The sequence below is a fragment of the Desulfosporosinus cupriresistens genome (assembly GCF_001707885.1).
Classification (GTDB): Bacteria; Bacillota; Desulfitobacteriia; order Desulfitobacteriales; family Desulfitobacteriaceae; genus Desulfosporosinus.
In genome coordinates, this window is the sequence record NZ_MASS01000078.1 from 1 (window position 1) to 14,600 (window position 14,600).

Below are 14,600 nucleotides of genomic sequence, written 5' to 3' on the forward strand. Positions count from 1 at the left end.
TGATCGTTATGAGGTGAATTAGCAATTTACTTTAGTAAGGAATGCCGACTGAGATCATTTTCCTACTCTTCAACCAGTAAAGCTGCGGCTCTTGAAGTCAGTGCGGATAACGCCCGTTTAAACCAAAAAATGTTATCCAATTACACCTTCCTTGATTTTACCGATCACCCCCAATTCTCTGATCGCTGATTAATCAAAGTAAAGTATAATGGAATAACTACGTAATATATAACTATATAATTATTAAATAAAACAATGTATAGGGTTTTATGAATATTTCAAGGCTTTAAGTACTAACAAATCACCTATAAAGTAAATTAATTGAAATCATTAATCAGATCTTGACAATTCTAATTAAGAATAGTTTTATAAGACTATACAGATAAAATTAATGAGATGAAAGAAAGGCTATACTCAACCTTATCGATCAAAAATATAGTTAGGAGGTGTTTTCAATTGGATGAAACTATTGTACACTCCATTTTAAATATCCATAACACTCAAATGAAAGCTGCGCTTGTTACGATTATTCGCACCGAAGGCTCTACCCCACGTGATCTAGGTACCCAAATGGTGGTCATTGAAAATGGCCAAACAATAGGTACTATAGGCGGAGGAACTGCAGAAAAAGTCATCTCAAAAAGAGCAATGACTTTTTTAACTGCTGACAATGAAGTTCAAACTGATATACATCGTGTAACGATTAGCCAAGAAACCGTTACTGATAGATTATCGGTTTGTGGGGCCAACATAGATGTTCTAATAGAGCCAGTTCTTAAGAAGGATTTCTGGCAATTTACTCAAAGTCTTCAAGCGAGTGGAAAAGATGCTGTGATAGTAACTTCTTTATTTTCCCCTTATACTAAGAGTATTTTAGATCTTAATGGCAATCTCTTATTTGGTCAAACTCAAAAGGGGTTATTACTCTCTGCAAAAAAACTGCAAGAGATATGCTCATCCAAACGTGCAGAAGTTATTGGAATATATGAAGAGGCTTGTTGGTTAGTGGAACCGCTCGTAATAACAGAGCGGCTATTAATTTTAGGAGCGGGTCATGTGGCCAGAGAAGTTGCTTTTTATGCAAAACCGCTTGATTTTCAAGTAACTGTTATTGATGATCGAGACGCTTATGCGCTGCCGTATTTTTTTCCTGGAACTCAGTCCGTCATTTGTAGTGATTTCGCTTCAGGAATAAGTAATTATAAGCCCGACCTCAATACCTATGTCGTAATTGCGACCTGGAGTCATCGGACAGACGCAGAGTGTCTTAAAGATATTTTAAGTTATCCAACCAAATACGTCGGCATGTTGGGCAGTTCAAAAAAGATAACCAATATTGTAAACTATTTGCAAGAAAAAGGGCATTCCTCTCACGATATTGCGCAAGTTAAGGCGCCTATAGGTTTAGATATAAATGCTCAAACCCCATCAGAGATTGCTATAAGCATTCTAGCTCAAATTATTTCTATTAGAAGATCAGTTCAAGCTCGGTGATCAGAGAATTCATATTCTCGACCTAACTGGTTTTTCTCATTTGATCACTTTTCGGCAGACCTTTTAATCGGGTGCGGATAGCATCCTTATATCCAGTCAAAAATAAAAGAAATGAGGTGTGGTTTAAGGAGTTCTAACATGTCTTTCATTATATATGATTTAGAATTTAATCAAGACGTCTCGTCTTTACAAAATTTTGATAGAAAACGATCGCCCTATCCCTTTGAAATCATTCAAATCGGTGCCATCAAATTAGATATGGAATTTAACACCGTAGGCACTTTTAACCGTTACGTAAAGCCAACCTTCTACACAAGAATTAATCCATTCGTCACTGAATTGACTGGTATTACCACAGATCAGCTTCTAACAGAAGAACCTTTTCCTGAGATTTATAAGGCGTATACAACCTTTATCAACGAGAGCGATTCTATTTTTTGTACTTGGGGCATGTCGGATATAACAGAACTATTCAGAAATGTCGAAGGCCATCAATTAAGCCACAGGTTTTTACCGAAAAGGGTCATCAACTTACAACCCTATGTTTCCAAGCATTTCAATCTTCCTCTAAAAAATCTACTACGTCTTCAACATGCCGTTGAGTTACTCCATATTCCAATAACAGATGCATTTCACAATGCACGTCATGATGCTTTTTATACGGCCGAAATATTTAAAAAAGTATATAATTCATCAATTCAACCAAAACCCTATGACCCATCCCACAGGACAATTAGACCGAAACGCCATGTAAGCGTGATAGACGTCGATAAACTTCTTCAGCAATTCGAAAAAATGTATGCCCGAAAAATAACCGAAGAAGAACAAGCTATGATTAAACTTGCCTATAAGATGGGGAGAACAAATCAATTTTTGAAAGACGTCTAAAGTAGGCTTTCGGGAAGGGACAGGTACTTTGACGAATTTAAAGAGCAGATGTACCCTCGCTAGGGCAAGGAACGCTTCCCCTCACATCTTGAAAGTTGTTATGTCATTCAAGTCTCTCTATATCATCAAAACACAAGCGTCCTCACTCCACTTTAATAGTGAAATGAGGACGCTTATTGATTGTTTTAAGCACTTGAAATTTTGGAGACTGAGTTTTCACACATCCCCTTTTTGGTTACCGATTTTATAGACATTTCCTACGATAAACCCAGGCTACCATTTCAAGCAGAGATGTCATTTTTATTTGCATTTATACACTGAACTCCTGGTATATTTTGCAAGGCAAAGTTAATAGCAATTTCTTTCTGCTAACATATTTTATTGAAGAATCACCCAATAAAGTTAGCTTTGGCTAACCAGTATACAAGGAGGTTATATAATAATTCATTTGCCATTACATCCTTATTCATAGACAATTCAGCTTAGTCTTTTAAATCCATAAAATCTGTAAAGGCTTGCCACTAAATGGGATTACCTTTCATAAACTCCACAAGAAGAAATAGCATGGATCGTTGCGGTTGTATGGTAATGTTCCATCGCTTCTGCCTCAGCAAGTCACATTTGCTACATATTAGGGCAAGAAACTCCTGCAATAATTGGTTTCGTTACTAAGTAGTACCCAAATTCTTTTCCTTGATCAGTAATCTTTATTTCACCATATCGTTCGTAGCTTATGTAACTCTCGTCTATCAATTTATAGAGAGCTTTAGTTACTGATGGCACAGCAACTTTGAGCCTTTACTGATACTGTTACCCGAACAGTATCGAGAGATAAAGAAAACCGATATATCTCCTCTAAAAAATCCTCTAAGCTAGGTGTTAGCATATTCGACACATCCTTTGCTTCACCTTTGTACCCTATGCCCATTTGAGCATAGAGATTTTATCTAAAGAATTAAAGCGCTCAAATCATTCTCACCTAATAGTTTATGCTGTTATTTTACTTATATCAGAATGTTTTTTTAATGTGCTTCATCTATTTAATGAAATTTTAAAACTGGGGGTAATTACAATGAGTGAGGGCTTGAACTCATCCCAAACATCACTAACCTTTCCATTGCCATTGTTAAAGGATACATGGCAAACAAAAGCAAAAAGCATTCTCAAATTTTTAGGCCCCGCGTTTATTGTAAGTGTAGCGTACATTGACCCAGGTAACTTTGCTACCAATATTAGTGGGGGTTCAGTATTTAATTATAGTCTTATTTGGGTAATCCTTTGGAGTAACCTGATGGCGATTTTTTTGCAAAGTATGTCTGCAAAATTAGGGATCGCTACAGGTCACAATTTACCGGAAATGTGCTCAAAAATATTTTCTCGTAAAACGAACTGGTTCTTTTGGCTTGAAGCTGAATTTGCTGCTATGGCCACTGATTTAGCTGAGTTTCTTGGTGGAACATTGGGATTGTATTTACTATTTAGAATACCGATGATTTACGCTGGTCTCCTCACTGGTGCACTTACTTTCTTAATCGTGTACATGGAGAAATATGGGCAAAGGGTGGTTGAGTGGGTTATTGGTACATTAGTAGCGGTCATTACCATTGCTTACACTATTGAGGTCTTTTTAGCAAAACCGGACTGGGCTCAGGTGGGTATCCACATGCTAATCCCGTCACTTCCCAATGGTGAAGCCGTTTTAATAGCGGTTGGAATGCTTGGGGCAACGGTTATGCCTCACGTAATATATCTACACTCGCAGCTGGTTCAGGCCAGAAATCAAAAGGATCAGACCGAAGAACAAAAACGCAAACATTTACGCATGGAGCGAATCGACATTGTCATTGCAATGAATATTGCTTTTCTCGTCAATGCCGCTATGGTTATTGTAGCTGCTGCCGTATTTTTCAGAAATGGCATCGCTGTAGATACGATTGAACAAGCACACAAATCATTAGAACCCCTTCTGGGGACGCTGTCTAGTGGAGCATTCGGGATCGCATTATTGGCTTCCGGTTTGTCATCCTCTGCAGTTGGGACCATGGCAGGACAAACCATTATGAAAGGCTTTGTTGGCTTGAGTATTCCCATAAATATCCGAAGATTAATCACTATGACCCCGGCTTTGATCATCATTGCATTAGGGGTTAACCCTATGAATGCTCTTATAATCAGCCAAGTTATATTGAGCTTCGCCCTTCCATTTGCCATTGTACCAATGCTGCTGATTACCAGTCGCAAAGACTTAATGGGTAGCTTAGTCAACAAATCTATAACTAAGATAGCAGGATGGATTATTACTAGTATTATTGTTGGTTTAAATGCTGTTCTGCTTTACCTGACCTTCAGCGGTAAAGTATAAAGGGCGACTGACAGGTTTGATAGCAAAAAGCATAAGCAATAGGGCCGGGGTACTAGTATGATCCCCGGCCTTAAGTTTGTTTGTTCGCAAATGATAAGTTATCTGTTAAAATTATCGTGTCCAGGAAATACTATGTAAAATCTTGCTAAGACAGGAGCATGAGTTAGTTTGATTCGAACCTTTCCCACAAAAATATGAGACTTCAATACGGCTTAGTATTGTTTACCGGACCTATTAAAAGAATAGTCTTTTTCTTATTATTTGAAGATCTACATGCCAATCCATCAACCCAGACTCTTAGTTTCCGACGTAAAAAAAGAACAGTTCACCTCATGAATGTCGATTCCTTCATTATATATCCACCACAAAAACAATCTAATAGCCAATAGGCTATTACCCATGCACCTATTAGTATTCATTTATTTATTAGAGTTTTTAGATGGAATATTAGTTTGGAAAAAGTAGCCCCTTTTGAAATGGCTACTTTTTCATAATTCCCTTATGGCCGCCGCTTACGTGGCAAGTTACTTTGTCCCTATTTTAAGTGGTTCTATTCTAACACAGCTTTTTTAATTTCCTCAATTCCAATCCGCTGCACAAACCTAGCAGTCCTCTCATTAGGTTTTGCATTTGCCCTATAATATTCCACGCATTTGTTAGTCAACTCAACTACCTGGTCATCGGTGAAATCCTCAGCTATTACATCACCAATACGAGCGTTTCTGCCTGAATTACCTCCAATAATAAAGGTCCAACCAGTTCGTTTTGCAAAAACACCAAAATCGCGCACAAAACTCTCAGCACAACATAAGCCACAACCGGATACACCAATTTTTCCTTTAGCGGGGAGTTCTGCTCCCACCAAAAGTTGCTCCAACCGCATTCCTAGACCGAGGGAATCAAGAATTCCATTTTTGCACACAGCTGTGCCAGGGCAAGCCTGTACATAATGAAAACATTTCCCTACTGCAGGGCCAATATCGGTACCTAGCTCTTCCCATACAGATTCGACAATCTCCGGTTTCATGCCTACTAAAGCGATCCTTTGGCCGGAAGTAATCTTAATGATAGGGATTTCGTATTTCTTGGCTACACTTGCGATGTTCTCTAATAATTCAGGGGTAACCACCCCAACCGGGGTTCGTGGGACAATGGCATAGGTTTCTTTATCCCTTTGAATAAAAGCTCCTTTTGGTGCACTCTGATCTGACATAATAAACCCTCCAAAAATGTTTTATCAAAGACTACTTCGTTAAAAATAGTACTAATCCTGCTAAAAGCAAAAAATTTGTCACAAGAAAGAACAGAATAATGGCTTAGATCTAAAACCTAGGAATCCAAGGTAGAGAAGAGCAGTCGAAGCTCCAGAGAAGAGCTGTCAAGGCCTTCGGACTACTTTCGTTATCATAGGAACATACATTCTAAACCGGTGAAGGATCAAATTATTGATTAGCAAACTTTTAATGCCAGATCACTTGCAATGGATTTCTGTCGACTAGTCGTTTATACGTATACTTGGGGTAACCGACCATCAATCCGCCGGTGACGGTCATATTTTCCGGTAGGCTCAAGATATCCATCAGAGGTTGATAAGCAGTTGATGCACATATTTCAAAAAATCCTGCCCAACACGTTCCCAATTCGATCGCTGGTGCATATAACTCAGCGTAAGTAAGTGCAAAATGCGAATTATCTCGACCAAGGGGCAGCAGGGTTTTCGCAGTTGTGGCTACAATCAAACATGGCGCATCCCTTAAAATAACATCCTCACCAACATTACGATAACGATCAACTGTCCCGGCAAAATACGAAGCCATAGGAGAAGCATTTTGTACTTGCATTTCCATCCAGTTAACCGTAGCGGCTGTAATTTCATGGAGTGTTTCAAGGTTATCAACGACGTGATAAATTACGCCCTGTGAGTTCCCGCCGGTCGGTGCCATTCGAGCGATATCGAGAAGTTGCACAATCTTTTCACGTGGGACAGCATCTTGTTTATAACGACGAATCGATCTCCGCGCACGGAGAAAGCGAGCTGCCGTGTCTGCATCGAGAATGGGTGACTTTTCTAGAAATAACTGTTTTGCCAGAGGCGCCTTCACATTATCCAATGCAGCCTCGGGGCATACTGCCACACAGTGACCACAGGCTATGCAGCTTTGGTTTGTTGCCCGAGGTCCATCTCCTTCCATGTTGATAACATTGGTCGGACAGACATCAGCGCAAAAGCCGCAGCGGATACATTTTTCTTGGTCAACTTGAATTAATTCCATATCATTAATTCCTTTCTTAATAGAGATTTGCTCCGAAATATTGATGCATTTTCAATCTTGTATATCTAACGATTTCAACCGCGTGGACTTTCTGTCTGCTCGGAGCATAATCTTGCAATTGTGTAACAATTCCTCCTAAATACTTAGCAATCTCTCCATTTATTTGTTTAATTCCTTCAAGTTAAATTGGTCATCTGTGACTTCAAAAAGACACACCTTTAATTGTAAAGGATGGTTCCAATAAAGAGAGATCGAATTTTAATTCAATTTGAATTTGATTGGATACATTCAGGGTTTTATCGATAAATATTTTTATTCCCTGATGTTGATACACATCATAGAACTTTGTACTTTTAGTTTTGTTGCCAGCCTCTGACCAGAGTCTACTAATGCAGCCATGTCAACTGTAGCCTACTTCTTTTTTAATGATCAAATTCCCCCCCTTTTCTTCAATAATATTTCTTGCTTTGTCCTCAAAAATAAATTCCATATGCCTCTACACCTCTTAACCACTATTTTGTAATTAGTTTCTTATTTAATCAAGTACAATAATCCAACTAATTTGGGTATTCTACATTATCCCTTCTCCTCTCGCCGCCGCTCAAATTATTCAGGCATGGGATATCGTAACCGTTTAATCCGTTAATGGTTTCTTTTTTCATGACACCCTCCTGCATTCTCTCAATGAAGCACATATTCATCCTCACTTCTGCAAACAAACCGAAAAAAGGTATCGTTCCAATACCACTCGATTTGCTTTTCACGCTATTTATGAAAGCAAAAGTGTCCTTTCCAACAACTATATTCCTAATCCACGGCGAAACTTGGCGAAAAGGTGAATCAGGGACAAAAAAGCACCTCTAACCCGTCAATTGTGGTAAGGGAGCGTGTTTGCGGGCTATTGAAGCTGCAGTGTCACATCGGTCATCATTCCTGGCTTGAGTTTTCCGTCCGCGTTTTTGACAAGAATTTCTACCGGAAATAATCCAGTCTTCGGATCACACGCAGGCGCTATGCTTGCTACCGAACCATGGTCGACTACATCGATGGCCTGTGCTTTAATCTCTGCTTTTGTTCCGATTTTTACTTTAGAAATATTCGCTTCTGTAACGTTGATATGCACTTTCACGTTTGAGGCATTAATTAAGGTCAACGCTACTTCCTGGGGAGAGGCCATATCGCCAACACTGATAACCTTCGACGCAACTTCTCCTGACATCGGTGCTTTCACTACATAATCGTCCAGTTTCTTTTGCACAATTTCGAGCGCCGCCTTGGCGCTTTTCATTTGGCCCTTAGCCGCATCTAACGCTGCCTTAGAAGAGTTTTGAACCGTTTGTAATTGGGCTTGGGTCGTATCAACTTTGGCCTTGGCATTGTCAAGGTCCACCTTCGTGGTTGCTCCGGAAGCATAAAGTGTCTGTAAGCGGGAATAATCTGCTGCTGCCTCATCATAAGCGTTCTGAGCAGGAATCACAGTGGATTTACTGTTGTAAGCATTTTCGTTATTACTATAAGACGAAAGCATTGCCATATAGTTAGCTTCAGCCTGCTTTACCTGCAGCTCCATATCAGTGCTGTCCAATACAAACAACACATCACCTTGTTTTACGTTTTGGCCGATTTTCACATTAACCTTACTCACTTTGCCGGAAACATTCGTCGTTACAACAATCTGATCCGCGGCTTCAATTATGCTGTTATGATCCGTCAGCGGTTTTGTACTGGTTGCGCCGCCCTTTACATTCATCATCGCCTCATTATTAGACGTTGTTTGCCTAAGATGGATTTTCACTGCAGCATTCATGCCAAACTTCAAAGGAAGATCTTTTTCATTTTCAAGAACGACCTTTACGGGGATCAATTGCGTAACTTTCGTATATGTCCCACTGGTACTGAAACTTGTGGGACTAGAAAAATAGGTTTGGGTGGTTTGATCGATTTCGCTCACGACGCCTTGAAAGGTTTTCCCGGGATAAGCATCAATTTTAACATCCACTGTTTGCCCGACCTTAATTTTATTAATATCGGTTTCTTCAATGTTAACTCCGATGTACATATTGTCAGTATCAGCAACCATCGCCAGTTGCTTGGCCGGAGTAACAATCTCCCCCTCGACCCCATCGTTTTCGACAATCGTTCCCGCAATTGGTGACGTAATATAAGGTAAAACCTCCTGCCGTCCAAGAATTGCATTCTTTTCCACACGCTTGCCTTCTTCGGCGTTCCATTCCAGTAATTCTCCTGACGCGTTGGGAGTAATGGTGTACATCTTGGCTGTTACTTTGGCATTATCCGTTGAAAAATATCGGCTGCTCATGCTGAAATAATAAAACCCTGCACAGCCAGCGATCACTACTAAAACGGTCAGAATTGGTAAAAGGATTCTTTTTACCTTGTTTCTCTTTCCGCTTAGGACTGGCTCATTTTTGACGTTTGATTTTTCTATCATAACTTAGACTCCTCTCTTTCCTTCTCCAGAATTTATACTTCATTCCTCTGCAAACTGACTATTATAAAGTCCAGCATAAAAACCTTTTTGGGCCAACAATTCCTCGTGATTTCCTTGTTCTATGATGTCACCGTCTTTCATGACTAAAATCAGATCTGAATCCTTGACGGTGGAAAGCCGATGGGCAATGACAAAACTCGTTCTGCTCTTCATTAAATGGTCCATCGCCTTTTGAATCAAAATCTCAGTTCTTGTGTCAACTGAACTTGTTGCTTCATCCAGAATCAATATTTTCGGATTAGCAAGAATGACCCTGGCAATGGTGAATAGCTGTTTCTGTCCTTGGGAAATATTACTGGCTTCTTCATTGAGAATCATATCATAGCCATCTGGTAAGGCTCGGATGAATTCATCACAATGGGCCGCCTTAGCTGCTTCAATCACTTCCTCATCAGTCGCCTCAGGGGTTCCATACCGGATGTTTTCTTTAATAGAAGCGTTATAAAGCCAGGTTTCCTGAAGAACCATGCCAAACATAGCCCGCAGGTCATTTCGGGTAAAGTCATAGATGTCATGACCATCGATCGATATCTTCCCATTATCAATATCATAAAACCTCATTAAAAGTTTCACGATCGTAGTTTTACCAGCCCCTGTTGGTCCGACAATGGCTATTCTTTGCCCGGCTTTAATTTTTGCCGAAAAATCATGAATAATAAGTTTGTCCTTATTGTAGCCGAAGCTGACATTTTCAAAGGTGACATTGCCACAGAAATCTTGAGCCTTGAGCTGTGTCGGTGTTTCCGGAATTTCCTCGTCCTCCTCGAGAAATTCAAAAACGCGTTCTGCTGCTGCTACAGTTGACTGAAGGGTATTGGAGATTGAAGCAAGTTGGCCAATCGGTTGTGTAAACGATCGCATATATTGAATGAAGGCTTGGATATCTCCGATATCAACTACTTTTTTTACGGCTAAATACCCGCCCAAAATACTAACTAAAACATAGCCCAAGTTCCCGACAAATCCCATCACCGGCATCATTATGCTCGATACAAACTGTGACTTCCAAGCAGAATGGTACAATTTATCGTTTACTTTCTCAAAAATCTCAATTGACTCTTGTTCACCGTTAAAGGCTTGAACAATATTGTGCCCCCCGTACATCTCTTCAACATGACCGTTAATTTCACCTAAATATTTCTGTTGGTCTTTGAAATAGCCTTGGGATCGCTTGATCACCACGCCAACAATGATCATGGATAAAGGTACCACCAACAAGGCGACAAGCGTCATCAGCCAGCTAATCGAGAGCATCATGCCCAAGACGCCCACAATACTTGTAACAGAGGTAATAATCTGAGTTAAGCTTTGATTGAGTGTCTGGCTGACCACATCAACATCATTCGTTATGCGTGACAGAACTTCGCCGTGAGTTCTGGTGTCATAATAATTAAGAGGGATTCTATTCATCTTTTCGGATATATTCTTACGCAGTTTATAGGTTACATCCATCGAAACCTTGGCCATCATATAACCTTGAACATAAGAACAAACCGCAGAAATCGTATACAGCACAACGAGGAGGATAATTATTTTGCCCATATAATTAAAGTCAGTTAAAAGTCCCGTTCGAGCATAATAGGCGAATAATCCTTCGGCCAACTTCGTCGTGACTTTACCTAATAATTTAGGACCGACAATCGAGAAAACCGTGGATAAAAAGGCAAAACAGATAACAATGATCATCGAGACCTTATACGGTTTCAGGTAACTACTCAAGTTACGAATCGTCTTGTTAAAATCTTTGGCTTTAGCTCCCCCGCCGCCTATCTGCATGCCAAATCCTCGCCCTGGACCTGGTCCAGATCCTGGTCCAGGTCCAGAGCGTGCTTGCCGCTCTACTGCACTCACGTCGCTAATTCCTCCTCACTCAATTGCGAATAGGCAATTTCTTGATAGACTTCGCAATTTTTCAAAAGCTCACTGTGCGTGCCTAACCCTACAACATGCCCTTTGTCCATGACAATAATTTGTTCGGCGTTCATAATGGTGCTGACGCGTTGAGCGACCAGAAGAATGGTACTCTTGCCTGTTTCGTTTTTTAAAGCAGCCCGTAGTTTTTGATCGGTCTTAAAATCAAGTGCCGAAAAGCTATCGTCAAAAAGATAAATCGGGGCATTTTTTACCAAGGCTCTGGCAATAGACAAACGTTGCTTTTGCCCTCCGGAAACGTTTGTTCCGCCTTGAGCAATAATGGCGTCAAGCCCTTGTTCCTTGGAGGTGATAAATTCTGTGGCTTGGGCAATGGAAGAGGCCTTTTCAAGGTTCTCCATCGTGGAATGTTTATCCCCGTATAACAAATTTGACTTAATTGAACCTGAGAAAAGGACACTTTTTTGCGGCACATAACCGATCTTATCCCTCAACGTCTGGCGTGTCACTGTTCGAATATCGACGCCGTCAATTAAAATCTCACCTGAAGTCACATCATAAAACCGCATTATCAGATTCACCAGGGTTGACTTCCCGCTGCCCGTTGAACCGATAATTGCTGTTGTTTGACCCCCCTTTGCGCAAAAGTTAACATTGTGCAAGACATAATCCTGGCCGCCTGGATAACGAAAGCTTACATTATGAAATTCGATGGTCGGTTCAAAACTCTCCTTAAAAAGGACAGGCTGTTTAGGATCTAAAATACTTGCTTTCGTCGCCAATACTTCGTCGATTCTGTCTGCCGACACGGCAGCCCGCGGGACCATGATAAACATCATTGACATCATTAAAAAGGCCATAATGATTTGCATCGCATATTGCATGTAGGCCATCATATCTCCAATATCCATATGAAACGCAGATACTTGTTTGGCGCCTACCCACACGATAATGACCGTAACAAGGTTCATGATCAGCATCATTGCGGGCATCATCATCGTCATGACCCGATTCACGTAAAGATTGGTTGATGTTAAGTTCGCATTCGCAGTGTCAAAGCGATCTAATTCAAATTTCTGGGTGTTGAACGCACGGATGACCAGCATCCCTTCGATATTTTCGCGTGTAACCAAGTTAAGCCGATCCACCAATTTTTGGACCATTTTAAACTTAGGCATAACCAGCGAAAACAAGATCATAATCGTTCCGATTAAACAAATAACCGCAACCCCTATAATCCATGACATGGAAGCACTGCTGGAAATAGCTTTGATAACTCCTCCGATCCCCATAATTGGAGCATAAAAAACCAACCGGATCATCATTACTAATACGGTTTGAACTTGGGTAATATCATTCGTTGTGCGTGTGATCAAGGATGCCGTTGAAAATTTATCGAATTCGGCATTAGTGAAGTGCCCAACTTTTTTAAATAGATTAGAACGCAAATCATGGGCTACTCCGGCGGCTGTCATGGAGGCCAGATAGCCTACGGTTATCGAAGCCGCAGTTCCCAATAGTGTAATTAAGAGCATCGTTCCACCTGTTTTAAAAATGAAACTAATTTTTCCTGACATAACCCCTGTATTGACAATATCAGCCATATAGTCGGGCAATGTCAAATCACAGATGGCTTGCAAAAATAACAACGCAACTACACCAAGAATGATTCCGCTATAGGGTTTTAAATATTTCAGAAGCTTAATCACTTCACAAGCTCCTCCCCCGTTTATCTGATTATTATTCGTTCTAAGTCCTTTCCCTAATCCTAAAACAACAATACTGCTTATCCTACTGCTATTTGGCATGCATCAATATTCATTGTACTCATAGATAATTGCAACTGAAAACAAATTAAAACTTGTGTTTTGATTCATCTCCATTACTTCTGTCTCATTTCGTTAAAATAATCTAAGGCTTTTGAAAATAGCCTAATGAATTCCTTGCTATCTTGCTTTCCAAGATAAGTCACCAACCCCTCAATAAATTGGACTCGTTCAGCATAAAGCTCTTTCATAATTTCTTTACTTTTGTCCGTTGCCCTGACTAGTACGATTCTTCGATCTTTTGGAGCCGCTAACCGTTCAATAAATCCACCTTTTTCTAAGGAATTAATTGTGTGCGTAACAGCACTTGGTGTAATTTGCAGCTTTTCACTAATTTCAGTAACCTTCAGCCCCACTGAAGTATCATCACAATGCTCTAGCAGTGAGTGGAGCAATATAAATTCACTGGGTTTTATCCCAAGCTTTGTAAAAGGGTGCTGACCTCTTGAACGTTTGAATTGCGAGAATATCCGCAGTAAATCTTGTGAAAGTTCTTGTGTAAAAAAATTATCCATTGATTTATCACCTCAATATTTTACTTACTAAAGTATATGGCATCTTATTTATGATTACAACGTTTTTATGAAACCAACTTTTGCATATGGTTATTTGTTTCAATTATTTTTAACCAATATTGTTGCAGAAAAAAAAGCAGCTGACTTTAGCCAACCGCTTTTAAGACATGTAGAAAGGGAAACACCCGGACGTTAATCTTCTGAATTGATGCTTATGTTTGGACTTTAAATACATGGGCACACTTCGGGCAGGTTACTTCAATTGTACCTCTGTTTATCGGTACTCGCATCTTTTTCGAACATTTTTCACATTGAATGACACGGTGATCGACTAACTTTAGAATCTTCTCTTTATCTAAACCAATAACTGCGTCTTCTCCGATAATAAAAGCAGGAACCCCACTTATGTTTCTGCGTTGCAGCTCTAACCTTGCTTGAGAATCAGTGCTAATGTTCTTTTCTTCAAAGTGTATTTTATTTTGCGAAAGAAACTCTTTCGCCATCCCACAATAGGGTCAGGTATGATTTGTAAATAAAGTAACCTTCTTCATTAACTCATCTCCTTATTTTAATGTGGTCTGTCATAAATTTTATGGACAAGTTTATTATATCATTCCTGTCCCGAAAATGCCCAAACGCTGAATGCTTCCCCGCACAAGACCTTAACGAAAAATAGTATCCCGATGTTGATCATCACACATTATATATTGCAGAAACTAGTGTGACGAAACAAATTCTCCTGCAGTGTGGATCCCGAACGGGTGGAACCCCGGCCCCAGTCGTTCCAGTCATTGCATAAATCTTACTTTCATGAACACAGAAAAGACTACCTCGTAGAGATAGTCTTTTCGCTTGTTT

Annotated in this window: 11 protein-coding genes and 1 pseudogene; 3 read left to right on the plus strand and 9 right to left on the minus strand. The window is 40.0% G+C overall.

The window, feature by feature from the left end; translation table 11 throughout:
- The first annotated feature begins 456 nt into the window (after nucleotides 1–456).
- Together DSBG_RS19795 and DSBG_RS19800 are read left to right on the plus strand one after the other, a co-directional pair.
- Complete coding sequence (locus DSBG_RS19795) at nucleotides 457–1,494, plus strand: XdhC family protein (protein WP_068966473.1); 1,038 nt, start codon at nucleotides 457–459, stop codon at nucleotides 1,492–1,494.
- 138 nt (nucleotides 1,495–1,632) lie between these two features.
- Entirely contained in the window at nucleotides 1,633–2,382 is a 750-nt protein-coding gene (locus DSBG_RS19800; protein WP_068966475.1) for a 3'-5' exonuclease, read from the plus strand.
- Between the two features lie 521 nt (nucleotides 2,383–2,903).
- Here the strand turns inward: DSBG_RS19800 and DSBG_RS23860 are convergent.
- A pseudogene (locus tag DSBG_RS23860) lies at nucleotides 2,904–3,268 on the minus strand (metal-dependent transcriptional regulator).
- A 186-nt stretch (nucleotides 3,269–3,454) separates the two neighbouring features.
- Between DSBG_RS23860 and DSBG_RS19805 the strand changes: the two are divergent.
- Nucleotides 3,455–4,744: an Nramp family divalent metal transporter gene (locus DSBG_RS19805; protein ID WP_068966477.1), complete on the plus strand. Its 1,290-nt coding sequence runs from the start codon at nucleotides 3,455–3,457 to the stop codon at nucleotides 4,742–4,744.
- A gap of 550 nt (nucleotides 4,745–5,294) precedes the next feature.
- Here the strand turns inward: DSBG_RS19805 and DSBG_RS19810 are convergent.
- The 8 genes from DSBG_RS19810 to DSBG_RS19840 all read right to left on the minus strand — a co-directional run bounded on the left by DSBG_RS19810 (nucleotide 5,295) and on the right by DSBG_RS19840 (nucleotide 14,293).
- Nucleotides 5,295–5,957, minus strand: coding sequence for a ferredoxin-like domain-containing protein (locus DSBG_RS19810; RefSeq protein ID WP_068966479.1), 663 nt, complete (start codon nucleotides 5,955–5,957; stop codon nucleotides 5,295–5,297).
- A gap of 247 nt (nucleotides 5,958–6,204) precedes the next feature.
- Nucleotides 6,205–7,017, minus strand: a complete 813-nt coding sequence (locus tag DSBG_RS19815; protein WP_068966481.1) for a nitroreductase family protein — start codon at nucleotides 7,015–7,017, stop codon at nucleotides 6,205–6,207.
- Nucleotides 7,018–7,574: 557 nt separating this feature from the next.
- Nucleotides 7,575–7,781 (minus strand): hypothetical protein, encoded by a 207-nt coding sequence (locus DSBG_RS23865; protein ID WP_242877773.1) that lies wholly within the window; start codon nucleotides 7,779–7,781, stop codon nucleotides 7,575–7,577.
- A gap of 134 nt (nucleotides 7,782–7,915) precedes the next feature.
- Nucleotides 7,916–9,469 (minus strand): efflux RND transporter periplasmic adaptor subunit, encoded by a 1,554-nt coding sequence (locus tag DSBG_RS19820; protein WP_068966482.1) that lies wholly within the window; start codon nucleotides 9,467–9,469, stop codon nucleotides 7,916–7,918.
- Nucleotides 9,470–9,508: 39 nt separating this feature from the next.
- Entirely contained in the window at nucleotides 9,509–11,380 is a 1,872-nt protein-coding gene (locus DSBG_RS19825; protein WP_083236990.1) for an ABC transporter ATP-binding protein, read from the minus strand.
- A complete protein-coding gene (locus DSBG_RS19830) occupies nucleotides 11,377–13,110 on the minus strand; it encodes an ABC transporter ATP-binding protein (RefSeq protein ID WP_068966486.1) in 1,734 nt (577 codons plus the stop codon). Before DSBG_RS19830 ends, DSBG_RS19825 begins: the two co-directional genes overlap by 4 nt.
- 173 nt (nucleotides 13,111–13,283) lie before the next feature.
- The gene (locus DSBG_RS19835) at nucleotides 13,284–13,742 is read right to left on the minus strand and encodes a MarR family winged helix-turn-helix transcriptional regulator (protein WP_068966488.1); all 459 of its coding nucleotides are present in this window, start codon (nucleotides 13,740–13,742) and stop codon (nucleotides 13,284–13,286) included.
- Between the two features lie 212 nt (nucleotides 13,743–13,954).
- Nucleotides 13,955–14,293 carry a glutaredoxin domain-containing protein gene (locus DSBG_RS19840; RefSeq protein WP_083236991.1) on the minus strand — a complete coding sequence of 113 codons (339 nt, stop codon included), beginning with the start codon at nucleotides 14,291–14,293 and terminating at the stop codon, nucleotides 13,955–13,957.
- Between the last annotated feature and the right edge of the window lie 307 nt (nucleotides 14,294–14,600).